This window comes from Nocardia rhizosphaerihabitans (genome assembly GCF_014646295.1).
GTDB classification, from domain to species: domain Bacteria; phylum Actinomycetota; class Actinomycetes; order Mycobacteriales; family Mycobacteriaceae; genus Nocardia; species Nocardia rhizosphaerihabitans.
The window spans coordinates 420,840-441,369 of sequence record NZ_BMNE01000002.1; the positions used below are offsets into that span (position 1 = coordinate 420,840).

The window sequence follows — 20,530 nt, forward strand, 5'->3', positions numbered from 1 at the left end:
AACCAACCACGCTCCCGCCGCGTCCAAGTAGGTATGCACCACAACCACCCGCTTCGTCCGGGGAGCTCCGGATACCGACCCGAGGTCCTGTGATGGCCGGGGGATACTTCAATCACTACGACGATCCGGAAGAGTTCTGGGACGAGGAACCTCTTGTCCGGAAGTCGGCGCCGCCGTGGGAAGCCTCACCCGCTCCCGCTCCGCCGTCGGGTTTCGCCCAGCCCGACCCCGCCGCGCCACGTGCTGTGAATCCCTTCGACATCGACGAGCTCATGCAAGAGTTCGCGAAGTTCCATGGGTACACCCAGGCGATCTCCGGCTTGATGCAGGAGGTGATGTCCGCCGGGCCGGATCGAGCTACGGCCCGCGACAGCACAGGAGTCGTCGAAGTCGGTATCAGCAGGGCCGGCGAGCTGATCGAGATAGCGGTATCGGACGACTGGCGCCGGGTGCTCGATCGGAGCACGCTCGGGCAGGCCGTGACCGACGCGGTAAGGAACGCCGAGCGGAAGATTCTCGAATCGACGAGTATCGCCGCGGTCGACAACGGCACGATCGATCGGCTCGAGGCGCTGAGCATGGACGACGTCGTGCCGACGAAGTTCACCGCGCCCGAACCTACTTCGGCTCCGATCGGCGACTCGGGCCTGCTGCTGGAGCATGCGCTGCAGATTCTGTCCGGCAGTCCTCGGGCCGCGGAGGTCGACACCTTCGTCGGTGAGGTCGGCACGGAGTCGGAGATCTCCGTATCGACCACGCTGGGCCGAAATGGCATCGCCGAGTGCGTCGTTCGTATTCCCTGGGGGATGGACGTCGGGGGCGGCTCGATCTCCTGGGCGGTCAAGGAATCCTACGATCAGGCATACCGTCGTCGACTCGAAGGGGCCGGCCATGGGCGCTGATCCGGAAAAGCTCGCGGTCGCTACGGGGTCGTTGCGGAACGACGCGACCGTGTGGGACGGCAAATCCACCACCATGTCGGAGATTCAGGCGAAGATTCAGACCCTGACCTTCACTCACATCGAAGCGGGATTGTTCTTCACGATCACGAGTGCGAACGACAAGCTCGTGACAGACCTGACCGGCCGATCTGGTGAGGCAGCACAGCGCTTCACCGAGGTGGCCAACGTACTGCGTGTCTGTGCGGATACCTATGAGGCCGAAGACAACGCGGGCAAGCACAACCTCGATAGCATCTGGTAGACCAGGAAGCTGATCATGACTTTTGATATCTCCCAATACAATTCCGTGCTCGACGGCCTGGACAAGTTCTTCGACAAGGTCGACAGCGCGATCACCACGGATGTCCCGAACGCGCAGTCCGATGCTCTCGATCTCCCGTATGTGCGGTTGCTGCCGTCGCTGCAGAAAGTCATCAATGCCTGCGCGGACAAGATCATCGAGATCTGCAATTGGATCTGGACAAAGATCAAAGAGATATACACCGGAATACGTGCGCCATACGAGATGTATCTCCGCAGCAAGGACTGGGCCGACATCCGCGACGATGCGAACGGCGTCAAGCAGGGCATCGACCCCAACAATGTAGAAGCTCTTCGGTATTGGGAGGGCACGGCGCGCCTCGCGTACATGCAGACGTGCACCAGTCAGAGCGCGGCCGCGGGAACGTTCTCCGACATCGCTGAGAAGGCCCGGAGCGCGATGATGGATGCCGCGGTGGGCGGTCTCGCCTTCTACGTCGGGATCCTGGTTATCTGCGCCGAGTTCTTGCTCGGTCTCGCCAGGGCGATCGGCGAGCTGCTCTCCGGCGTCGGAGCGCCCATCAGCATCGTCGACATCGCCGCCACCTCCGGTATCTCCACCGCTGCCATCTGGGCGGCGCTCGCCGCGCTCTCGACGTTCCTCGGCGCGCAGGCGAAGGCCTTCGGGGACCTGGATCGGTCCTTCCCCGAAGGGAAGTGGCCGGATTCGCAGTCCGCGAGTTTCGGTGACGCGTCGGTCGTAGGAGACAACGAATCCAACTGGAAGATCGCGTGAGCATGTCTCCGGAACGAGTGCGGGATGTCGCTCGCTGGGAACAGCGGGTCCGCTTGTTCGGGCTCGCTGTGCTGGCGGTGCCGCCCACACTGATCGGGTGTGGACTGATGTTCACCTTTGTCGGCGAGTGGGCGGGGGTCGGTCCGGTTCAGCGCGTTGTCATCGGCTGCGCGTTGCTGATGCAGGTGCCTGCGATCGGGGTCAGTTGGCGGGTGCCACCGACCGGACGGCGCCTGATCGTAGTGCGCAGCGCATTCTTCGCTACCTACGCGGCGGTGGCGGCAGCGGCGGCTCTCCTGGCCCGCGAGGAGGACTGGGAGATCTTGGCCATCCCGGTCTTCCTGATGCTGATCTTCTCCTTGCACGCCCTGTACGAACGCTGCGTCCGCCGCTTCGAGAGGTTCGGCGGGGCGGAAGCCGGGGCGTGACGTGCGGTCTTGCGTTCCGAAATGTGCGGAACGCAAAACCGGGATAAGGTCCGGTTCCCTACAGGAAAACAGGAAGGGAGCGGTCGACATAACGCTTCGGATTTGGCTGAGTAGTGCAGGTGCGGCGACCGTTCAGGTCATGCGGTTGCTGCGGGAGAACCCGGACGGCGTGGACGTCACCATCTACGCCAGCAACGTGGACCCGGGTGCGGCCGCTCTCTCGGTGTGCGATGTATCGGCGATCGAACCTCGGTACGTCGACAACGAGGAGTACGCGCAGTTCGCGCTCGACTTCTGTCGGACGCACCGCATCGATGTCCTCATTCCGCCTCGGCGCCTCGACGCGCTCGCCGGCCGGGTCGCGGACTTCGCCGCGGTCGGCACCAGTCTCATGTGTTCGCCGTTGTCCGCCGTGCGGGCGCTGACCAGCAAAGTCCGCACCTACGAGATCGCCGGTGCGGCGGGCATTCCCGTGCCACCGTGGCGGGAGGCGAGCGACGCCGACGAGTTCTACGCCGCCGTCGACGAATTGTCGCGAGACGGCGAGACGTTGTGCATCAAACCGAGTGGCGAGTACTCGGCGTTCGGCTTCCGCATCCTCGACGACCGCCCGCTGACCCTGGCGAGCCTGCGGGTCGCTCCCCGGCCGGTGGCCTCGGTCGAGGCGGTAGCGGGGGCCTTGCGGCGGGCGGCCGAGGAGGGGGAGTTCGTACCCCCACTGCTCGTCATGCCGTTTCTCGAAGGTCCGGAGATCAGCATCGACTGCCTGTCGGCACCGGGAGGTGAACTGCTGGTGGGTATTCCGCGCGCCAAACAGGGCCGCTTCCGCACACTGCTGGACGACCCCGCGGTCGTCGATATCGCCCGACAGCTGGTCCGGCACTTCGAACTGGCCTACCTGACCAATGTGCAACTGCGTTATCGCGGTGGACAACCGGTGCTGCTCGAGGTCAACCCACGCCCGTCGGCGGGCCTGTTCCACACCGCCTTCGCCGACGTGAATCTGCCCTGGGCCGCGGTCCGCCTACTGCTGGAACGGGATTCGGGGCTGCGGCGTCCGCCACGCCTCGGCGCCTGCCTCGCCGTGACGGAAGCGGTCATGGAGGTCACCCCCCATCGCGGCGATCAGGCTCCCGATTGGGTACGCCGGAGCGCGGACCTGGTACCGGGCTGATCGAGTTGCCCGGCCGCAGGCTCGCCTAGCTGGGCTGGAGTAGGTGGTTCAGGCCGTCGAGGAGTAGGTCGAGGCCGAAGGCGAAATCCGCTAGTCCGGAGTGGGTTCCGTCGATGACCAGGGTGGCGAGGGCGTGCATGTGGGGGTGCGTTTCCGGCGGGATCAGGTGGAGGAATTGCGTTGCCGCCGAGCGGTATTCGTTGGGGTCGAGGGGGAAGTTGATCGCTTGCAGGGTGAAGCCGTAGATGTGGCTGTCGAGGGCGTTCCAGGCTCGGTCGGCTTGTTCGTAGGTGAAGCCCGCGGTGATCAGGCAGGCGAGGGTGGCGTCGATGTAGCGGAGCATGGCGGGGCCGACGTTGACGCGCGAGCCGAGCAGGCCGGTGGCCCAGCGGTGGCGGAGCAGGACCTCGTGGGCCGAGGTGGCGCGGCGGCGTAGCTCGGCCCGCCAGTCGCCGTCCGCTCGGGGGACGTAGATCTCGGCGACGACCAGGTCGATGATGCCGTCGAGGAGGTCGTCCTTGTTGGCGACATGGTTGTACAGCGACATCGCCTCCACGCCGACCGCCTTGGCGAGCTTGCGCATCGATAGCGCGTCCAGGCCCTCCTGATCGGCGAGGTCGATCGCCGTGCGCAGGACTCGTTCCCTGGTCAGCGGGGTGCGTGGCATGCGGCTCCTGACTGATTCCTTGACCTACTTACGGCGTAAGTGTACCGTCTGTCGCAACATACTTACGCTGTAAGTGCGAGATGAGGAACGTCATGACCGATGTGGATACGGCTTCGATGACCGCGTGGGTAGCTCCTCGGTACGGCGGGGGTGAGGTGTTGCGCGCCGAGATCGTGCCGCGGCCGGTGCCGGGGGAGCGGGATGTGGTGGTCCGGGTGCACGCGGCATCGCTGTGCAGCGGAGATCTGCACCTGCTCAACGGGACGCCGTATCTGCTGCGGCTCGGGTTCGGGTTGCGCAGGCCCAAGCGGCGGACGATCGGGCAGAATCTCGCGGGTGAGGTCGTGTCCGTCGGCGGACTCGTCACCGAATTCCAGATCGGTGACCGCGTATTCGGCGAGGTGCCCGGTGGTGCGTTCGCCGAATACGTGCGCGCCGATGCCGGTTCGTTCGCCACCGTTCCCGCCGCGCTCGGGATGGAAGAGGCTGCCGCCATACCGGATTCGGGGATGACCGCCTTGCAGGGACTGCGCGATATCGGCAAGGTCGGGCCGGGACAGCGGGTGCTGATCAACGGTGCGTCCGGTGGAGTCGGCAGCTTCGCGGTGCAGATCGCGAAGGCGCTCGGCGCGCACGTGACCGCGGTGTGCAGCACCCGCCATCTCGAGATGGTGCGACGCATCGGCGCGGATGTCGTCGTCGACTACACCGTCGACGATTTCACCCGGACAGACGTCCCGTACGACGCGATCTTCGACCTGGCGGGCAACCGTACGCTGCGCGAATACCGCCGAGTGCTCACTCCGGATGGTGTCTACATCTCCTCCGCCGCCGCACCGGGCGACAACTGGCTCGGCCCGATCCGCTGGCTGAGTTCGGTCGTCCTGGCCGACCTGTTCACCCGTCAGACCCTGAAACCGCTGCTGATGCGCCCCGCCGCCGCCGACCTGGACTACCTGGCGGCCTTGGCGATCGACGGTTCCCTCCAGCCGGTGATCGAACGCCGAATTCCGATGGCGGAAACGCCCTCCGCCATTGCCGCCTTCGCTGAAGGCCACGCCTCGGGTAAAACCGTGCTCATCGCAGTGGACAGCTGATCGCCAGGCGCTGGTAGCGGCATCGCGCGAGAGGCGATCGCCACCAGCGCCTGGTGATCTCGATCAGCGGAACAAGGCGGCGAGGTCGACCGTGCTCGCCATCGCCGCGGCGCCGGCGTCGTTGAGGTGCATGCCGTCGCCGCTGTCGAACTCGGGGCGGATGTAGTCCGGCCGCGCCGGGTCGGCGACCGCGCGATCGACATCGAAGACGGAGTCGAACACATCGGTGCCGCGCAGCCATTCGTTGACCGCGCGCCGCGTCGGCTGGGTTTCGGCGAGTGGCATCCCGGGGTAGATGCAGCCCGCGTAGGGGCCGATGGTGGCGGCGTGGATGCGCAGCCCGGCCGCGTGGGCGCGGGTGGCGAGATCGGTGAAGCCTGCGATCAGTTCGTCGGCGGTGGCCGATGGCTGACCGCCCATGGCGCCGAGGATGAGGTCGTTGATGCCGAAGTTCACCAGGATGTCGGTGACGCCGGGAACCGCCAGCGCCTCGGAATCGAAACGGCTGCGGCCGGATTCGCCGATCTCGCCCGCCGTGAGACGGTTTCCGGAGATACCGTTGTTGACCACCCAGCCGTGGGTGAGCCGGGCGTTGATGACGTCGACCGAGCGACGGTTGGCGCTCAGGGTGGTGCCGAAGCCCTCGAACCACGAGTCGCCGATCGCCACGGCGATCCGGGTGTCGGCGGGGGCGAGTACGTCGACGCCGGTGAGGAAGAAGCGGAACGGAAGCTCGTCGGCATCCGGTAGTTCCACGTCGGAGGTGTGGTCGCCGGAAACGACGTAGGCGATCTCGGCGGGCTGCTGCGAGAACGTCGCCAGACCGGTGGACTCGGGCAGGTACAGGCTGAGCAGGAGATCTTCGCCTGCGGCGACGGGCAATTCGATCGGGTCGCTCACCAGGTCGGCGCCGGGTGCGATGGTGACGGTGTCGGCGCCGCCGAAGCGGAGCTGCCGATCGGTGTCGGCGGTGATCGCCGAGCCGGACTTGCGCGTGGCGATGCGGGCGGCGCCGATCGTCAAGGGGGTGCGGCCGTAGCGGTTGGTCAGCCGCACGCGCACCGCGTCGCCACCGCCTGCCATCCGCACCACGTGGCGCACGGTCTCGTTGTCGAACGCGCGGGATTCGTTGAGCTTGATCTGCTCGTACGGGCTGATGACACCGGATCGGAAGCCGGCGACCCACGTGTTGTGCTGCATGATCTCTCCAGTAGTTGCTGTGAGGAATATTGCGTACGCATAGTCCTACTCCGGGATATTCCTCGTGTCAACTATCCGCAGGGCAAGTATCGGCTAGGGTGGAGGTCATGTCCGTGAATGCGATGTTCGACGACCCCCGGCTGACCATCTCCGGCCTGCTCTTCGAGTCGTCCAGTGGCCTGGTCGCCAGGCTCGAGCCGACGTGGAAGGCACACGGCATGTCCGGGCTCGATCTCAATGCCCTGATGCGGCTGAGTCGTTCGCCGGATCAGCGCCTGCGCATGTCGGATCTGGCCGCGCAGACCGCGCTGTCCACCAGTGGGGTCACCAGGCTGGTCGATCGCCTGGCCGCGGCGGGTCTGGTCGAGCGCAAGCTGGATCCCGGCGATCGGCGCAGCGCCTATGCCGCGCTGACCGACGCCGGTGTCCGCCGCCTCGAAGAGGTGCTGCCCGACTACCTGGCGGCGCTGGAGCGATGGCTCACCGGCCTCCTGACCCCCGACCAGCTGGAGGGCCTGGTCGTGGGCCTGCGCGTCATCCGGGACGCGACGAACCCGGCGGCTACCGTCATCGCCGACCAGGGCTGACGCTATTCGCCGGAGTCGTGGGTCCCGCGGTACTTGCGGACCTTGGTGAGATTGCCGCAGCGGTCCATCGAGCACCAGCGGCGGCGGCCGGGGCGGGACGCGTCGACGAAGAGCAGGCCGCAGTTGTCGGACGCGCAGACGCGGATGCGGGTGGCCAGCGGGCCGGAGAACAGGTCGATGGCATCGCGGGCCAGGGTCGAGAGGGCGGCGCGGGCGGCCGGATCCGGGTAGCTGCGGGTGCCGTCGGGATGCAGGCGGGGGGTCAGGGGTGGCTCGGTCGCGGCGGCGTTGATCGTGTCGATGTCATGGGGGTCCACGGGGATTCCGGCCGGGGTGCCGAAAGCGGCGCGGGAGAGCGCCGCGCGCAGGGCGCGGAAGGCGGTGAGGTCGGCGTCCTCGGCGGTGATGCCGGGGATCTCGAGGATGACGCTCAGCCAGTGGCTCAGGTCCTCGGCGGTGTGCACGATCTCCCACACCGCGAGCTCGCCCTCGCCGCCGGTGTGCACCAGGTCGAGGGAGATGCGGCCGGTCTGGAACCGCCGCCGGACCGCCGGCGGCAGAGATTTTCGCCCTTGCATGACACCAGTTTAACTGGTTACCGTTGGTGCATGGCAATCGCGACGTACATCAATCCCGAATCTCTGCACAGCAACCCGGCCTTCTCCCAGGTGGTTCGGGTTCCGGCCGGCGCCGACCTGGTCTACATCGGCGGTCAGAACGGTGTCGACGCCACCGGCCGCGTCGTCGGCCCTGACCTCGCCTCTCAGGTGAAACAGACCCTCGACAACCTGCGTGCCTGCCTCGCCGCCGCGGGCGCCGAACCCGGCGACGTGGTGAAGTGGAACCTGCTCATCAAGGAGGGCGAAAGCCTGCAGGAGGGCTTCGCGGCCTTCGGCGCGGCCTGGGGCCACCTGCTCAACCCGCCCGCGATCACCTTCGCCTTCGTCTCCGGTCTCGCCGTCGATGGCGCGCTCATCGAGATCGAGGCGGTGGCCGTTGTCGCGCCATGACGTGGTGGATCAGTCCGCGAGTTCCCCTGCGGTGCGCCAGGATTGGCGCTCGGCGGCGAACGCCTCGGCCTGGACGGCACGGAAGTCCGCGATGGCAGGGGCATTGTCGGCGAGGAATCGGCGATAGTCGGCGAGCCGGAATTCGCCGTCCTCGACGGTGACATCCACCTTGCCCGCGGCGAAATCGGCGCGGAGGTCGAGCAGCTCGCCCGCTTCGACCGGGTGCCAGCGGATGCGGTCGAAATAGCGCAGGAGCCACGGGGTTTCCGCGTCGGTGGCGAAACGGTCGACGCCAGGCCCCGCGGCGCCGCTCGGCCTGGCGCGGTGATTCCACACCTGGGTGGTGCGGCCGACGAACTGGTAGCCGCCGGGGCCTTCCATGCCGTAGATGCAGAGGTAGGCGCCGCCGATGCCGACGGCGTTCTCGGGAGTCCAGGTGCGGGCGGGGTTGTATTTGGTGGTGACCAGGCGGTGGCGCGGATCGGTGGGGGTGGCGACCGGGGCGCCGAGGTAGACGTCACCGAGGCCGAGGACCAGGTATTCGGCGTCGAAGACGGTGCGGTAGACGTCCTCGACCGAGGCCAGGCCGTTCATGCGCCGGATGAACTCGATATTCCACGGGCACCAAGGGGCGTCGGCGCGGACGCCGTGCATGTAGCGGGTGATCGCCTCGCGGGTGGACGGGTCGTCCCAGGAGAGCGGCAGGTGGACGGTGCGGCTCGGGACGACGAGCTGATCCGAATTCGGCAGTTGCGCTTCGGCTTCGGCGAGCAGGTCGAGGAGCTGGTCGATCGGGAGGACGGCGGGGTCGACGCGGATCTGCAGGGAGCGGATGCCCGGCGTGAGCTCGACGACTCCGCGCGGACCGGCTTCGATCAGATGCTGGTGCAGGGCGTGGACCCGGGCGCGAAGACCGAGATCCAATGTGAGCGTGCCGTATTCGACGAGGACGCCGTCGTCGCCCTGTCTGCGGTAGGTCACGCCGGTCTCGTCGTCGACCGCGGTGCGGCGCAGGATGCCGTCGTCACCGTCGCGCCCGGCCGAGAGGACGGTGCCGAACGAGGCGCGGCGGTGTGCGCCGAGTTCGTGTGCGGGAGCGGCATGGTCGGCGCGAATGGGAACGAAGCGGACCTTGTCGCCCGGTGTGAGCTGGCCGAGTTTCCAGCGGTCGGCCGCGACGACCGTCACCGGGCAGACGAAACCGCCCAGGCTCGGGCCGTCGGGGCCGAGCAGAATCGGGGTGTCGCCGGTGAAGTCGAGCGCGCCGATCGAATAGGCGTTGTCGTGGATGTTCGACGGGTGCAGGCCCGCCTCGCCGCCGTCGGTGCGCGCCCACTCCGGCTTCGGGCCGATCAGTCGGACGCCGGTGCGGTCGGAATTGAAGTGCACCTCGTAGTCGGTGCCGAGGATGGTGTCGAAGTCGGTGCGGGTGAAGAACTCCGGCGCGCCGTGCGGGCCCTCGGTGACGGCGAGTTCCCAGCGGTGGCCGAAGGCGGGGATGTCGGCCATCGGGACGGCGGGGGCGCGACGACGCGCTGGTTCGCCGAGTGTCAGCGACTCGTCGGCGCGCAATGCCGCGCCGGTGCCACCGCCGAACTTGCCCAAGGTGAATGTCGCTGCGCTGCCGAGGAATTGTTCGACGTCGATGCCGCCCGAGACGAGGATGTAGGTGCGCATGCCGGGTCCGCGGATGGCGCCGATATCGAGGACACCACCGGCCGGGACCTCGATCGTGCGCCACTGCTCGACCGGATGACCGTCGACGCGTACGTCAGCGACCGCGCCGGTGACACACACCCATGTCGTCTCGCTGAAGCGCAGCGCGGGTCCGCCGAGCGTGCATTCGAGTCCCGCGGCACCCTCCGGGTTGCCGAGCACCCGATTGCCGAGCCGGAACGACAGGTCGTCCATCGGGCCGGACGGGGGAACACCGATGTGCCAGTAGCCGATTCGCCCCGGCCAGTCCTGCACGGTGGTCTGCATCCCCGGGCGCAGGACATCGATGCGCCGCGCGAGCGTGGGTACCGGGGCGCCGGAGCTCACGGCTACGGCCGCCGCTTGCTGGGTGGCAGGTGTTTCGGCGATGAACACGTCGACCCGGGTGTCGGTGAGGCTCATCGGGTCACCACCATGCGGACAGGCGTCGGATCGAAACCGTTGCAGGGGTTGTTGATCTGCGGGCAGTTGGAGACCAGCACCAGAGTGTCGATCTCGGCCCGCAACGTGACCTTCTTGCCCGGCGCCGACAGCCCGTCGACGATGCCGAGCGTGCCGTCGGCCTCGACCGGCACATTCATGAACCAGTTGATGTTGGACACCAGATCCCGCTTGCCCAAACCCCATTCGAGGGCGGCGGTCAGGAAGTTCTCCACACAGGCGTGCTGGTGACGGGTGTGGTGGCCATAGCGCAGGGTGTTGGACTCCTGGGAGCAGGCGCCCGCGATGGTGTCGTGGTTGCCGACCTCGTCGGCGACGACCGTCATCAGCGGGGTGCCGCGTTCGGTGCGCAGGACGCTGCCGGTGGTGAGGAAGATGTTGCGCTGGGCGGCGATGGTGGCCTGGGCGCTGTAGCGGTCGGTGCGGTCCGCGGCGGAGTAGAGCAGGCAGTCGACGGCTTGGTTGCCGTGCAGGTCGATGATCTCGAGCTGATCGCCCGCGCGCACGATCGCCGACCACGGCGCCTCGGCGGGGACGGTCTCGTCGAGGACGACGGTGCGGGTGGTGGTTGTCATGCCAGAACCTCCGTGTTCTGCGCGGCCGCCCAGGCGGCTTCGGTGTTGTCCACGGCCCGCCGGTATTCGGGGTCGTCGTTGGGTGTGGCGTCGAGGTCCGCCGGCGAGGACCAGGCGAGGACGTCGAGGTCACCGGTCGGGCGGTCGTCGAGGGGGTGGGCAGCGTTGGCGACCAGGAGGGTCACCGGCAGATGGATGATCAGGTCGACGGTGGCGCCCGCGGGGCCGTTGCCGGTCGGCTCGATCGCACCGTCCGCGGCGACCCGCGCACCGCGGAACAGCGCGATCGACGGGCCGATGTCACGCGGCTCGAGCCCCTGCTTGGCCCCGGCCAGGTGCAGCTGGTGGCGGCCCTCGGCAGTGGGCCCGCACAGGGTGTCGTGGTGCCCGGCGGAGTCGGCGACCACGGTGGCCAGGACCCGGCCCTGATCGGACAGCAGCGGATGCCCCGCGCTCAGGTAGGCCTGCCACGGCACCTTCACCGTGTCCGCGACATTCAACCGCTCCCAGGGTGATTCGGCGCGCAGCAGGAACAAGTGCGCACAGGTGGTGCCGGTCGGGTCGGCGAACCGGACCCGAGTCCCACGGCCGAGCATGATATTCGCGTAGCTACCCGACGGAATTCGCTGTGCGACGACAACTGCCGCAGGATCGACGCCGACCGGTGTCTCCGGGCGGACCAAGGTGGCTGCCGCAGCCTGGGCTCGTGCATGGGCACGGGCGCCGTCGGTGGAATGGGTACTCGTCATCGTCATCTCCTGTGTTCTTGGAGCGCTGGCGCGCTCGAGTCGCGGCCCCTTGTGTCCCGCCGGTCAGGCACCGTTGCTTGCTCCTTCGTCGCCTGCGCAACGGCGCCTGACCGGCGGGACGGCCGCGACGGCCGCTTCGCGGCCTGCCCCTCCTCGAGGTCGGGGCGTGCCGGTTGAGCGGGCGGTTAGGGGCCGATTGCGGGTGCCGGATGAATCAGGCTGTGGCGGGTGCTGTTTCGGCCGCAGGGAGCGCGTCCTTGGTGGCCACCACGAAGCGGTAGACGATCGCGCCGGCCGTGAGGATGACGGCCACCGACAGCGGGCCTGCCCACAGCTGCCACCAGCTACCGCCCGCGGGCGTGTACACCTCGGGCCGCGGCCAGGCCAGGTTGATCACCATCGCGAGACCCCAGACCACCGCGAGCGCGTTGATCGGAATGCCCCAGCGGCCCAGGCTGAACAGCGTCGGGTCGTCCAGCGCGGGCATGCCCTTGATCCTGCGCACGAGCAGCGGCACGGTGACCAGCAGGTACGCCAGGTACAGGCTGACGATGCAGACGCTGGCCAGGGTCGCGAAGATCGCCGGGTTGCCCAGGTTGAGCACCAGCAGGCCGATGCCGAGCGCACCGATCACCACGGCGGGCCACACCGGCGTGCCGAAGCGCGGGTGCACGGTCGCGAGCGCCTTGGCGAACGGCAGCTTGCCGTCACGCGCCATCGAGAACAGCAGGCGCGAGCCCGCGGTCTGGATCGCCAGTGTGCACACGATCACCGCTACCGCGACGCAGCCCAGCAGAACCGATCCGGCGGGGCTGTTCAGCTTCGACATGATGACGTAAGCCAGTCCGCCGGAAGCCAATTCGCCGTCGGACAGGCTCGGTGCCGCCATCAGCGCGCCGAGCAGCATGAGCCCGCCGCCGAGCGCCGAGACCGACAGCGCGAGCAGGATGGTGCGCGGCGCGACCCGGCGCGGATTCTTGGTCTCCTCGGACAGCTCACCGGCGGAATCGAAGCCGACCATCACGTACGCGGCCATCAGGCCGGAGACCAGGAACGCCGCCCAGTACGGGCCGGGCGCGGCCTGGTCGGTCTGCAGGACCACACCGGGACCGCGCTCGGCGCTGGTGAAGAACAGCGCGATGATCGCCAGCACGCCGACGATCTCGATGGTGACGCCGATCGAGTTGATCCGGGCCATCAGGTCGATGCCGATGACATTGATCGTGGTGGTCACCACCAGCAGCACGCTGCCGAGCAGCACCGCGTTCATGGCGCCGTCGCGCGAGGTGAGTGCGGTGTCGGTGCCGATGATCTGGAAGCCGCTCCAGATCGTCGGCAGCACGACCTGCAGGGCGATGGCGGCCGCGGCGGCCGTGACGACCTGCGCGATCACCATCATCCAGCCGGCGAACCAGCCGATCAGCCCGCCCGCAAGGCGGCGCGACCACTGATAGATGCAACCCGAGATCGGATACCGGGCCGCCAGCTCGGCGAAATTCAGCGCCACCAGGAACTGGCCGGCGAAGACCAGCGGCCAGGTCCAGAAGAACGCGGCGCCGCCGAACGAATAGCCGAAGCCGAAGAACTGGAAGATCGTGGTGAGGATGGAGACGAACGAGAAGCCTGCCGCGAACGACGCGTAGCGTCCCAGCTTGCGATGCAGGACCGGCTGATAACCGAACGCCGCCAGGTCGGCACTGTCGCGGCCGGTGTCGAGCGGTTCGGCGGGGGAATCGAGAGTCGTGGCCATGTCGGTGTCCTTCGGCGGTGCGGCCAAATATCTATCAGTCGATAGTTTTGCGCTCGCGATCGCTCGAACGGTGTCCGGCGTGTATCAGGTGTGGGACCCGCGGTAACTTCTGCGTTGCCCAAGTTTCTGTCAAGTGACAGAAATTCGACCGCGCGGCATCTTCGCTGGTGAGCTGCCCGCTTCGGGCCAGGTCGGGGCCCGATGACAGAATCGGGACGTGGCAAACCTCGGTCCCGGGCGTCCCCGGCTGGAACAGCGGCGCAGGCAGGGAACCACGCCGCGCGCGGAGATCCTCGACGCCGCGGCGGAGCTGTTCACCACCAAGGGCTATGCCAACACCTCCACCCGGGCGGTGGCCGACGCGGTCGGCATCAGGCAGGCCTCGCTGTATCACCACTTCGGGGCCAAGGACGACATCCTCGACGCGCTGCTGGCCGAAACAGTCGCGGGCCCGGTCGAATTGGCGCAGCGGATGATCGGCGAGCCGGAGGCCGCCGCGACGAAGCTCTACGCGCTCGCCCTGTTCGACGTGCGCCAGTTGCGCAGCGCGCGCTGGAATCTCGGCGCGCTGTATCTGCTGCCCGAACTGCGCACCGAACGGTTCGCCGCGTTCCGGCGCCGCCGGGACGAGCTGCGCGGGCACTACGAACGGCTCACCGCCGAATCCTGCTCTGCCGCAGGGCAGTCCGATGAGGTGCGCATTCTGCCGTTCCGGCTGGTCGAGACGGTGATCGCGATCCGGTCCGACGAGGGGACCGCGGCCGCCGAGACCGAGCGTGTCATCCCGGACGCGATCATGCGGATAGTCGGGCACCGTGGCGAGGTCGGCGCGGCCGCCGACGCCCTCCTCGCGCGACTCGGCGAGATCGACATCGATCCCGCCTGAGCGGTACCGGCGCGGTGCCGGTGCGTGGCACCGCGCCGAGGAGTCCTCAGCTCTTGATGAACGCCAGGATGTCCTGGATGAGCTCCTGCTGGTAGGCACCGAAGATGCCGTGCGGAGCGCCGGGGTACACCTTGAGCGTCCCGTTCTTCACCAGCTCGATCGACTTCAGCGCCGCATCCGCGATCGGCACGATCTGGTCGTCGTCACCATGCGCGATGAAGATCGGCACCTCGAGCGCCTTGAGGTCCTCGGTGAAATCGGTCGCCGAGAACGCGGCGACGCACTCGTAGGCGGCCTGGATACCCGCGAGCATGCCCTGGCGCCAGAAATCGTCCTGCGCGCCCTTCGAGACGGCGACGCCCTCGCGGTTGAAGCCGAAGAACGAGGGGGCGAGTTCCTGGTAGAAGTTCGAGCGGTCGGCGAGCACACCGGCGCGGATGCCGTCGAACACCTCGATCGGCAGGCCCTCGGGGTTGGTTTCGGTCGCGAGCATGATCGGCGGCACCGCGCCGATGGTGACGACCTTGGCGACTCGATCCCGGCCGTGCTGCGCCGCGTAGCGCACGACCTCGCCACCGCCGGTCGAGTGCCCGACCACGATGACATCGCGCAGGTCCAGCGATTCGACGAGCTCGGCGAGGTCACGCGCGTAGGTGTCCATGTCGTTGCCCTGCCACGGCTGCGACGAGCGGCCGTGACCGCGGCGGTCGTGCGCGATGACGCGGTAGCCGGCGTCGGCGAAGGTCTTGCGCTCCAGCGCCCACGCATCGGAACTGAGCGGCCAGCCGTGGCTGAAGACGACAGGTCGGCCGGTGCCCCAGTCGGAGAAGTAGATCTCGGCGCCGTCGGAGGTGGTGAAGTAGGGCATTGCGCTCCTGTCGGAGATGCGGATGGATAGGTTGCCCATCGTTGTCGACAAGCGCGTCGGCTGTCGCCTACCGGAACGGCCGCGGATCCCGCCATTTCGGACAAGCACTAGATTGATCGGCATGTCCTCACCCCCGGATCGCGTCCGGCACACCGCATCTAGTGGGACACGGCGTATCGGGTTTCTCCTGTTCGACGGGGTCAAAGCGCTCGATTACATCGGTCCCGCAGAGGTTTTCATCGAGGCGAATCAGTTCGCCGATGCCTACGAGGTCTTGCTGTTCTCACCCACCGGCGCGCCGGTGCACAGCTCGGTCGGCCAGGGGGTTGCTGTGACGGCCGCGGCGGCCGATGCGCCAGCGCTGGACACGCTCGTCGTACCGGGGAGTGAGGTCCGGCCCGACGACTTCGTCCGACCCGATCTCGTCGAGGCCACGCGCACCCTCGCCGCGCGCAGCCGTCGGGTCGTCTCGATCTGCAGCGGCGCCTTCGTGCTCGCCGAACTGGGGATGCTGGACGGGCGCAGCGCGACCACGCACTGGAAGTTCGCCGCCGAACTCGCGCGCCGGTACCCGCGCGTCGACGTGCAGGCGGATCGAATCTTCGTGCAAGAGGCCGACATCGCGACCTCGGCCGGTGTCGCCGCAGGCATCGACCTCGCGCTCGCGCTGGTGGCGGAGGATCTCGGCAGTTCGATCGCGCGTCAGGTCGCGCAGGGGCTGCTGGTCTATCTGCAGCGTTCCGGTGGGCAGACCCAGTTCTCGACGCCGTTGCGCGCGGCCGCGTCGCCGCCGGGACCGGTGCGCGCGGTGACCGATCTCATCGCGCGGGATCCGGCGAAGCGGCACAGCGTGCAGGAACTCGCGCGGCACGTCAACGTGAGTCCGCGCCATCTCACCCGGCTCTTCACCGAGGAGGTCGGGCTCAGCCCGGCCGAGTACGCGGCGAGCGTACGGTTCGATCTCGCCCGCGCCCGGCTGGAGGCGGGCAGCTCGGTGAGCCGGGCCGCCGCCGACGCGGGGTTCGCCAGCGCCGAGGCGTTGCGGCGGGCCTTCCTCGCACGGCTCGGCGTGTCGCCCTCGGACTACCGGCGGAGATTCAAGTCGGGGGCGACCGCCTAGCTCGGAGGACGCCGTCAGCGCGAGGTCGGCGGGGCGATCTGCCAGTGCTGGTTCAGCGCGCCCGCGATCTCGGGGAGCACGGTGATCGGAATCCGCTTGGCGCGCAACATCTCCCGGATCTCGGTCACCTGTTCGCGTTTGCGCATGTCGTAGGCGCCTGCGACCGGGCCGACCACCGGCGGGATGGACAGAAGGACCAGTTCGTCGGTGGTCTCGCCGGTCAGGTCGAGGGCCAGCGCCCAGCGGGACCGCTCGTCGAGGGTGAAGCGGCCACCGACGACGCGGTCCCACGGCACCGTCGCCGAGCGGAACGGGGTCCTGGCGTAGATCGCGTGCTCGGTGAGCTCGACGACATCACGCACGAACAGCGCGACGCCCGCCGCGATCCCGGCGATCGCGCCGACGAGGATCCCGGTGACGACCCGGTTCACCCCGAACATCGCCAGGAACATCCCGACGACGCCCGTGGTGGCCAGCAGCCCGATCAGGCAATAGAACAGGCTCCGACCAGCGGGCACGACACCGGCACGCACGACCGCCATGCGAACCTCCCTCTCCACGACTCGCGGCCCACCCTAGCGGTGGTCACCGCGCCGCGATCACGAGCCGAGCGAAACCGCCGCTTCGGAGGTCTCCACGAGGAAGGTGAAGGACTCCTGGAAGTACAGCTGCACGGTCTCGGCGTCGTGGCTGAGGTAGCCGATCGACAGATCCTGACCGAGGGCCAGCTCGAAGTCGCCGCCGCGGGTGGTGAGCGCGAAACCACCGCTGATCGCGGGCGCCCAGATGATCTCCCCGTCGATCAGCCGCTCGATGTGGGTGCGGATCGGGTGACCGTGATCGGAGGTCTCGCTGACCTGCGTGTACAGCTCGGCGCTGAGCACCACCGAGTACGGGCCCTGCACACCGGCCAGGCGCAGCCCGGTGAGCGCGTGCGAGATCGCGTCGGGAATGTCGACGACATTGCCCGGCAGCTCGACCGGTTCGTTGGACGCGGCGGCGCGGATGCCGGTGATGCCCGCGGCGGCGTAGCTCTCGAAGATCGCGCGATCCTCGGCGAAGGCGATCTTCTGGGCCGCGGCCTTGAGGTTGTCCAAGTCGGCGTCGCCGGCGCCGCGCTCGACGTCGTCGAGTTCCTGGCGGGACAGGGTGAACGGCACGCGGAGTTCGATCAGCGGCTGCACCACCCGCTGATGCGCCAGCACGCCGTCGTCAGGGGAGGAGATCTTGGTCAGCCTGCCGCGGTTGAGCGCCGAGTAGGCGAACCCGTGCGGGCCGGACACGTCGACGACCCGGCGACCCGCGATATTGCGCTTGAACGTGCGGGTGGCCTCTTCTTCGATCTGTGCCCAGGCCTCGCTGCTGATCGGCGCGAGTTCGCGATGCAGGTTGTTCATTCAGATACTCCTTTTCATCGAGCCGATGGCGAGCGAGCCGTCGGAGTCGGCTGCTGCGGCGTTCGCCTGTTCCACCGGGGCGAATTCGGGCAGGGAATCGGACTCGTCTTCGGTGGCGACGGATTCGGGTGCGTCGGGCAGGTCGTCGAGGAAATCGACGGTGGGGGTGAAGAACAGGGTGCCGGTGACCGCGAAGGAGAAGTCGAGGATGCGGTCGTAGGCGGCCTCGTCGGTGCCGAGGAACATCCGTTCGAGCATGCGCTCGGTGACGCTCGGGGTCGCGGCGTAGGCGATGTAGTACGTGCCGAACTCGCCGGTGCCGATGGTGCCGAACGGCATATTGGCGCGCATGATCTGGCGCTCGGTGCCGTCGGGGTCGACCAGGGTGTTGACCGCCACGTGCGAGTCGGCCGGTTTCACGTCGTCGGGCAGTTCGTAGTCGGCGAGCTTGGTTCGCCCGATCACCCGCTCCTGCTCCTCGATCGACAGCGCGTTCCACTGGTCGAGCGGGTGGGTGTACTTCTGCACGATCACGTAGCTGCCGCCGGTGAATTCGGGGTCCTCGTCGCCGATCAGCGCCGCCGACGCCGCGGCCTTGCCCTCGGGGTTCTCGGTGCCGTCGACGAATCCGAGCAGGTCGCGCTGTTCGAAGTAGCGGAAGCCGACGGTCTCGTCGACGATCGTCGCCGCGCCACGCAGCCGCTCGCCGATCACCATGGCCAGCTCGAAGCACGGGCCCTGGGTCTCGCCCCTGATGTGGAAGAGCAGGTCGCCAGGGGTGGCCGGCGCACTGTGGATCGGGCCGTTGTAGCCGGGAAACTCGTGCAGCTCAGCGGGTTTCGGGCCGACGAAGAGCCGGTCCCAGGCGGACGAGCCGATCGAGGTGACACAGGAGAGTCCGTCGCCGGGAACCCGGAAGCTGACCGAACGCCGTAATCCGGTGATGTCGGACAGCAGGTCGCGAACCGCCGACTCGCCGCCTTCATCGATGGTGGCGACGAGGAAAATCGCGGCAGGCGTGAGTGGATCGAGGATCGGCTGTGGCTCACCCATGGCGTCCACAGTACGGCTCCGGGCCGACAGGTTCGATCGGTGCCCTGGTGTGTCAGCGCATTCCGGGCGACCGGCGCCCGGTGACCTACTTCGCGACGGTCAGCAGAAAGGCCACGTTATCGATGGCTTTGACGCTGTGCCGGGCGCGCGGGACCACGATCAGATCACCGGCCGAGCCTTTCCATTCGTCGGTGCCCGCGATCAGGATCAGCGTGCCGGTGAGGACCTGGATCGTGGCATCGCCCGCGTTGTCGTGCTCGGCCAGGCTCTGGCCCTCGGCCAGGGCGACGACGGTCTGGCGCAACACATGAGTGTGGCCGCCGATGACGGTCTGCGAACTCCGGCCGCTCGTCGAGGTGGCCGCCAGCTTCAGCTGTTGACGGGCCACCGCGGTCAGCGATTTCTTGTCCATGACATCGCGCCTTTCGCAGGCTCTCGCGGGCTGGTATCCAGGAGTATGCCCGAGACCGTGCCCGCGGTCGGGCGTTTCGGGCGACCGTTAGCCAAGCGTTGTCAGTGCCGGGTGTAGTGGCGAATCCGGTACCGGAGACCGGTTTTCGACTCCTGCCACGGGGTTTCGGGCGCGTGCCACTCGGGTCCGATGGCCGGGGCGAAGGCATCACCCTCGACGGTCGTGTCGACCTCGGTGACCAGCAGCGATGTGGCCAGCGGGAGCGCGGCGCGATAGATCTCGCCGCCACCTGCCACCCACACGTCGACATCGCCCGCGATCGCCAGCGCGTCGGGCAGTGAGCCCGCGCGTTCGGCGCCCTCGGCTGCCCAATCGGTCTGGCGGGTGACCACGATGTTGCGGCGCCCGGCCAGCGGACGGAACGCGGCGGGCAGCGAATCCCAGGTGCGCCTGCCCATGATCACCGGGTGCCCCATGGTGGTGTCCCGGAAATTGGCCATGTCCTCGGGCAGGCGCCACGGGATGGTGTTGTCGACGCCGATGACGCCGTCGGCGGTCTGCGCCCAGATCAGGTTGATACCGCGACTCACACCGCCACCGGCGCCTTGATGGCCGGGTGGTGCTGGTAGCCGGTGAGCTCGACGTCGTCGTAGGTGTAGTCGAACAGGCTCGGCGCCGCGCGCAGGTGCATGGTCGGGAACGGGTACGGCTCCCGGGAGAGCTGTTCGCGCACCTGCGCGACGTGGTTGTCGTAGATGTGCACGTCGCCGCCGGTCCAGATGAACTCGCCGGGTTCCAGCTCGGTCTGCTGGGCCATCATCAGGGTGAGCAGGGCGTAGCTGGCGATATTGAACGGCACGCCGAGGAACAGGTCGGCGCTGCGCTGATACAGCTGGCACGACAGCTTGCCGTCGGCGACGTAGAACTGGAAGAAGGCGTGGCACGGCGCCAGCGCCATCTTGTCCAGGTCGGCCACGTTCCAGGCCGAGACGATCATCCGGCGCGAATCCGGATCGGTGCGCAGGGTGTGCAGGACCTGGGCGATCTGGTCGATGTGGGTGCCGTCGGGGGTCGGCCACGAACGCCACTGCACGCCGTAGACCGGGCCGAGCTCGCCCTTGGCGTCGGCCCATTCGTCCCAGATGGTGACGCCGTGTTCGCGCAGCCAGGACACATTGGAATCGCCGCGCAGGAACCACAGCAGTTCGTAGACGATCGACTTGAGGTGGACCCGCTTGGTGGTGATCAGCGGGAAGCTCTCGGCCAGGTCGTAGCGCAGCTGATGACCGAAGATGCTGCGGGTTCCGGTGCCGGTGCGATCGGCTTTGGGCGTGCCGTGCTCCAGCACGTGCCGGAGCAGGTCCTCGTACTGTGTGTCAGGGGTGGCCACGCCTGGCGATTC

The 20,530-nt window shown here is 68.0% G+C and carries 24 protein-coding genes; 10 read left to right on the top strand and 14 right to left on the bottom strand.

From position 1 onward, the window contains the following. The first annotated feature begins 92 nt into the window (after positions 1-92). The 5 genes from IEY60_RS08280 (at position 93) to IEY60_RS08300 (ending at position 3,600) form a co-directional block, all read left to right on the top strand. Positions 93-902 carry a hypothetical protein gene (locus IEY60_RS08280; RefSeq protein WP_189025765.1) on the top strand — a complete coding sequence of 270 codons (810 nt, stop codon included), beginning with the start codon at positions 93-95 and terminating at the stop codon, positions 900-902. Continuing rightward, on the top strand, positions 892-1,203 hold the full coding sequence (locus IEY60_RS08285) for a type VII secretion target (protein WP_189025767.1): 312 nt from the start codon (positions 892-894) through the stop codon (positions 1,201-1,203). Before IEY60_RS08280 ends, IEY60_RS08285 begins: the two co-directional genes overlap by 11 nt. Positions 1,204-1,218: 15 nt before the next feature. Beyond that, the gene (locus tag IEY60_RS08290) at positions 1,219-1,998 is read left to right on the top strand and encodes a hypothetical protein (protein ID WP_189025769.1); all 780 of its coding nucleotides are present in this window, start codon (positions 1,219-1,221) and stop codon (positions 1,996-1,998) included. Between the two features lie 107 nt (positions 1,999-2,105). Beyond that, positions 2,106-2,426 carry a hypothetical protein gene (locus IEY60_RS08295; RefSeq protein WP_189025771.1) on the top strand — a complete coding sequence of 107 codons (321 nt, stop codon included), beginning with the start codon at positions 2,106-2,108 and terminating at the stop codon, positions 2,424-2,426. Positions 2,427-2,565: 139 nt separating this feature from the next. Beyond that, positions 2,566-3,600, top strand: coding sequence for an ATP-grasp domain-containing protein (locus IEY60_RS08300; protein WP_229739648.1), 1,035 nt, complete (start codon positions 2,566-2,568; stop codon positions 3,598-3,600). Positions 3,601-3,625: 25 nt separating this feature from the next. Here the strand turns inward: IEY60_RS08300 and IEY60_RS08305 are convergent, their stop codons facing one another. Next, positions 3,626-4,267, bottom strand: a complete 642-nt coding sequence (locus IEY60_RS08305) for a TetR/AcrR family transcriptional regulator (RefSeq protein ID WP_189025773.1) — start codon at positions 4,265-4,267, stop codon at positions 3,626-3,628. A gap of 92 nt (positions 4,268-4,359) precedes the next feature. Between IEY60_RS08305 and IEY60_RS08310 the strand changes: the two genes are divergently transcribed. Beyond that, positions 4,360-5,364: an NAD(P)-dependent alcohol dehydrogenase gene (locus tag IEY60_RS08310; RefSeq protein WP_229739649.1), complete on the top strand. Its 1,005-nt coding sequence runs from the start codon at positions 4,360-4,362 to the stop codon at positions 5,362-5,364. A gap of 63 nt (positions 5,365-5,427) precedes the next feature. Here IEY60_RS08310 and IEY60_RS08315 read toward each other — a convergent pair whose 3' ends face one another. Further along, complete coding sequence (locus IEY60_RS08315; protein ID WP_189025775.1) at positions 5,428-6,564, bottom strand: GDSL-type esterase/lipase family protein; 1,137 nt, start codon at positions 6,562-6,564, stop codon at positions 5,428-5,430. 107 nt (positions 6,565-6,671) lie between these two features. On the opposite strand from IEY60_RS08315, the gene IEY60_RS08320 reads away from it, so the two are divergent. After that, positions 6,672-7,151 carry a MarR family winged helix-turn-helix transcriptional regulator gene (locus IEY60_RS08320; protein ID WP_189025777.1) on the top strand — a complete coding sequence of 160 codons (480 nt, stop codon included), beginning with the start codon at positions 6,672-6,674 and terminating at the stop codon, positions 7,149-7,151. Positions 7,152-7,153: 2 nt separating this feature from the next. Here IEY60_RS08320 and IEY60_RS08325 read toward each other — a convergent pair whose 3' ends face one another. Beyond that, positions 7,154-7,729, bottom strand: a complete 576-nt coding sequence (locus IEY60_RS08325; protein WP_189025779.1) for a CGNR zinc finger domain-containing protein — start codon at positions 7,727-7,729, stop codon at positions 7,154-7,156. A gap of 30 nt (positions 7,730-7,759) precedes the next feature. Here IEY60_RS08325 and IEY60_RS08330 point away from each other — a divergent pair, with 30 nt between their 5' ends. After that, the gene (locus tag IEY60_RS08330) at positions 7,760-8,161 is read left to right on the top strand and encodes a RidA family protein (RefSeq protein ID WP_189025781.1); all 402 of its coding nucleotides are present in this window, start codon (positions 7,760-7,762) and stop codon (positions 8,159-8,161) included. Between the two features lie 9 nt (positions 8,162-8,170). Here IEY60_RS08330 and IEY60_RS08335 read toward each other — a convergent pair whose 3' ends face one another. The 4 genes from IEY60_RS08335 to IEY60_RS08350 all read right to left on the bottom strand — a co-directional run bounded on the left by IEY60_RS08335 (position 8,171) and on the right by IEY60_RS08350 (position 13,392). Next, complete coding sequence (locus tag IEY60_RS08335) at positions 8,171-10,279, bottom strand: 5-oxoprolinase/urea amidolyase family protein (RefSeq protein ID WP_268241460.1); 2,109 nt, start codon at positions 10,277-10,279, stop codon at positions 8,171-8,173. Beyond that, on the bottom strand, positions 10,276-10,893 hold the full coding sequence (locus IEY60_RS08340) for an urea amidolyase associated protein UAAP2 (RefSeq protein WP_189025783.1): 618 nt from the start codon (positions 10,891-10,893) through the stop codon (positions 10,276-10,278). Before IEY60_RS08340 ends, IEY60_RS08335 begins: the two co-directional genes overlap by 4 nt. Continuing rightward, entirely contained in the window at positions 10,890-11,642 is a 753-nt protein-coding gene (locus IEY60_RS08345) for a DUF1989 domain-containing protein (protein WP_189025785.1), read from the bottom strand. Before IEY60_RS08345 ends, IEY60_RS08340 begins: the two co-directional genes overlap by 4 nt. 214 nt (positions 11,643-11,856) lie before the next feature. Next, positions 11,857-13,392, bottom strand: a complete 1,536-nt coding sequence (locus IEY60_RS08350; RefSeq protein ID WP_189025787.1) for an amino acid permease — start codon at positions 13,390-13,392, stop codon at positions 11,857-11,859. Between the two features lie 217 nt (positions 13,393-13,609). On the opposite strand from IEY60_RS08350, the gene IEY60_RS08355 reads away from it, so the two are divergent. Then, on the top strand, positions 13,610-14,278 hold the full coding sequence (locus tag IEY60_RS08355) for a TetR/AcrR family transcriptional regulator (protein WP_189025789.1): 669 nt from the start codon (positions 13,610-13,612) through the stop codon (positions 14,276-14,278). Positions 14,279-14,324: 46 nt separating this feature from the next. Here IEY60_RS08355 and IEY60_RS08360 read toward each other — a convergent pair whose 3' ends face one another. After that, positions 14,325-15,146, bottom strand: a complete 822-nt coding sequence (locus IEY60_RS08360) for an alpha/beta fold hydrolase (RefSeq protein WP_189025791.1) — start codon at positions 15,144-15,146, stop codon at positions 14,325-14,327. A gap of 121 nt (positions 15,147-15,267) precedes the next feature. On the opposite strand from IEY60_RS08360, the gene IEY60_RS08365 reads away from it, so the two are divergent. Continuing rightward, on the top strand, positions 15,268-16,266 hold the full coding sequence (locus IEY60_RS08365; RefSeq protein WP_189025794.1) for a GlxA family transcriptional regulator: 999 nt from the start codon (positions 15,268-15,270) through the stop codon (positions 16,264-16,266). 14 nt (positions 16,267-16,280) lie between these two features. On the opposite strand, the gene IEY60_RS08370 is transcribed toward IEY60_RS08365, so the two are convergent. The 6 genes from IEY60_RS08370 to IEY60_RS08395 form a co-directional block, all read right to left on the bottom strand. Beyond that, positions 16,281-16,808 carry a hypothetical protein gene (locus tag IEY60_RS08370; RefSeq protein WP_189025796.1) on the bottom strand — a complete coding sequence of 176 codons (528 nt, stop codon included), beginning with the start codon at positions 16,806-16,808 and terminating at the stop codon, positions 16,281-16,283. Between the two features lie 57 nt (positions 16,809-16,865). Then, complete coding sequence (locus IEY60_RS08375; protein ID WP_189025799.1) at positions 16,866-17,663, bottom strand: family 1 encapsulin nanocompartment shell protein; 798 nt, start codon at positions 17,661-17,663, stop codon at positions 16,866-16,868. Further along, positions 17,664-18,716: a Dyp-type peroxidase gene (locus IEY60_RS08380; protein ID WP_189025801.1), complete on the bottom strand. Its 1,053-nt coding sequence runs from the start codon at positions 18,714-18,716 to the stop codon at positions 17,664-17,666. It abuts the gene before it with no gap. An 85-nt stretch (positions 18,717-18,801) separates the two neighbouring features. After that, positions 18,802-19,128, bottom strand: a complete 327-nt coding sequence (locus IEY60_RS08385; protein WP_189025803.1) for a cupin domain-containing protein — start codon at positions 19,126-19,128, stop codon at positions 18,802-18,804. 101 nt (positions 19,129-19,229) lie between these two features. After that, positions 19,230-19,718, bottom strand: coding sequence for a dihydrofolate reductase (locus IEY60_RS08390; protein WP_189025805.1), 489 nt, complete (start codon positions 19,716-19,718; stop codon positions 19,230-19,232). Continuing rightward, positions 19,715-20,518 (bottom strand): thymidylate synthase, encoded by an 804-nt coding sequence (locus IEY60_RS08395; RefSeq protein WP_189025807.1) that lies wholly within the window; start codon positions 20,516-20,518, stop codon positions 19,715-19,717. The genes IEY60_RS08390 and IEY60_RS08395 overlap by 4 nt, the downstream gene beginning before the upstream one ends. Between the last annotated feature and the right edge of the window lie 12 nt (positions 20,519-20,530).

What these genes read in the sequence shown, in the direction of transcription:
- IEY60_RS08280 (WP_189025765.1), top strand. Translation starts at nt 93, where the DNA reads ATGGCCGGGGGATACTTCAATCACTACGACGATCCGGAAGAGTTCTGG.
- IEY60_RS08285 (WP_189025767.1), top strand. Translation starts at nt 892, where the DNA reads ATGGGCGCTGATCCGGAAAAGCTCGCGGTCGCTACGGGGTCGTTGCGG.
- IEY60_RS08290 (WP_189025769.1), top strand. Translation starts at nt 1,219, where the DNA reads ATGACTTTTGATATCTCCCAATACAATTCCGTGCTCGACGGCCTGGAC.
- IEY60_RS08295 (WP_189025771.1), top strand. Translation starts at nt 2,106, where the DNA reads ATGTTCACCTTTGTCGGCGAGTGGGCGGGGGTCGGTCCGGTTCAGCGC.
- IEY60_RS08300 (WP_229739648.1), top strand. Translation starts at nt 2,566, where the DNA reads ATGCGGTTGCTGCGGGAGAACCCGGACGGCGTGGACGTCACCATCTAC.
- IEY60_RS08305 (WP_189025773.1), bottom strand. Translation starts at nt 4,267, where the DNA reads ATGCCACGCACCCCGCTGACCAGGGAACGAGTCCTGCGCACGGCGATC.
- IEY60_RS08310 (WP_229739649.1), top strand. Translation starts at nt 4,360, where the DNA reads ATGACCGATGTGGATACGGCTTCGATGACCGCGTGGGTAGCTCCTCGG.
- IEY60_RS08315 (WP_189025775.1), bottom strand. Translation starts at nt 6,564, where the DNA reads ATGCAGCACAACACGTGGGTCGCCGGCTTCCGATCCGGTGTCATCAGC.
- IEY60_RS08320 (WP_189025777.1), top strand. Translation starts at nt 6,672, where the DNA reads ATGTCCGTGAATGCGATGTTCGACGACCCCCGGCTGACCATCTCCGGC.
- IEY60_RS08325 (WP_189025779.1), bottom strand. Translation starts at nt 7,729, where the DNA reads ATGCAAGGGCGAAAATCTCTGCCGCCGGCGGTCCGGCGGCGGTTCCAG.
- IEY60_RS08330 (WP_189025781.1), top strand. Translation starts at nt 7,760, where the DNA reads ATGGCAATCGCGACGTACATCAATCCCGAATCTCTGCACAGCAACCCG.
- IEY60_RS08335 (WP_268241460.1), bottom strand. Translation starts at nt 10,279, where the DNA reads ATGAGCCTCACCGACACCCGGGTCGACGTGTTCATCGCCGAAACACCT.
- IEY60_RS08340 (WP_189025783.1), bottom strand. Translation starts at nt 10,893, where the DNA reads ATGACAACCACCACCCGCACCGTCGTCCTCGACGAGACCGTCCCCGCC.
- IEY60_RS08345 (WP_189025785.1), bottom strand. Translation starts at nt 11,642, where the DNA reads ATGACGAGTACCCATTCCACCGACGGCGCCCGTGCCCATGCACGAGCC.
- IEY60_RS08350 (WP_189025787.1), bottom strand. Translation starts at nt 13,392, where the DNA reads ATGGCCACGACTCTCGATTCCCCCGCCGAACCGCTCGACACCGGCCGC.
- IEY60_RS08360 (WP_189025791.1), bottom strand. Translation starts at nt 15,146, where the DNA reads ATGCCCTACTTCACCACCTCCGACGGCGCCGAGATCTACTTCTCCGAC.
- IEY60_RS08365 (WP_189025794.1), top strand. Translation starts at nt 15,268, where the DNA reads ATGTCCTCACCCCCGGATCGCGTCCGGCACACCGCATCTAGTGGGACA.
- IEY60_RS08370 (WP_189025796.1), bottom strand. Translation starts at nt 16,808, where the DNA reads ATGGCGGTCGTGCGTGCCGGTGTCGTGCCCGCTGGTCGGAGCCTGTTC.
- IEY60_RS08375 (WP_189025799.1), bottom strand. Translation starts at nt 17,663, where the DNA reads ATGAACAACCTGCATCGCGAACTCGCGCCGATCAGCAGCGAGGCCTGG.
- IEY60_RS08380 (WP_189025801.1), bottom strand. Translation starts at nt 18,716, where the DNA reads ATGGGTGAGCCACAGCCGATCCTCGATCCACTCACGCCTGCCGCGATT.
- IEY60_RS08385 (WP_189025803.1), bottom strand. Translation starts at nt 19,128, where the DNA reads ATGGACAAGAAATCGCTGACCGCGGTGGCCCGTCAACAGCTGAAGCTG.